The 556-nt window shown below is 43.0% G+C and carries 1 pseudogene; it reads right to left on the bottom strand.

From position 1 onward, the window contains the following. Positions 1–556: pseudogene (locus ACS8FC_RS19925) on the bottom strand (translocation/assembly module TamB domain-containing protein); the annotation flags it as partial.

Below are 556 nucleotides of genomic sequence, written 5' to 3'. Positions count from 1 at the left end.
CCCAACCGTACGTTTTAGCGTACCAGTTGCCGTAATATTCAGTGGATCAATGTATGCCTTTTCAAGCGCACTGACTTCTGCAATCGCACTCAAATCCAGCGGATAGTCGCCTTGCAAGTCAATCTCACCTTGTAGGGCACTGACTTTGACGATATCAGCATACTGTAAGTCGCCGCGACCTACTGTGACGGTACTACCAACCCAAGTCAGATCACGAGCCGTAATGTTATTGATAACAATAGGATCTTTGGTTACTTGCTTATAAATGATTTTCTTAATTTTTGCTTGATCAAAACGCAGATTGACTGGTAGCTTTAGGGTTTTATAATCAAACGGTTCGCCAGTCGGTGGTTTCTTATTGAGAATTTCGATGGTCTGTATATCGGCATCACTCAGATGCACTTCTTTTGCAAATACCGCACGCCAGCCTATTTTGACATAAGCTTTGTCTACTAATACCTCAAGGTCTTCAGTTGCATCGATATCAATATCGGTCAACCAAATACCATCACGCAAATTACCGCGCCCATATTTGAAATCGATACCCGTCTCAGCA

The sequence above is a fragment of the Psychrobacter sp. 1Y4 genome (genome assembly GCF_051847555.1).
Note: the sequence above shows the minus strand (reverse complement) of the source record. Positions and strands in the feature narration are given on the sequence as shown.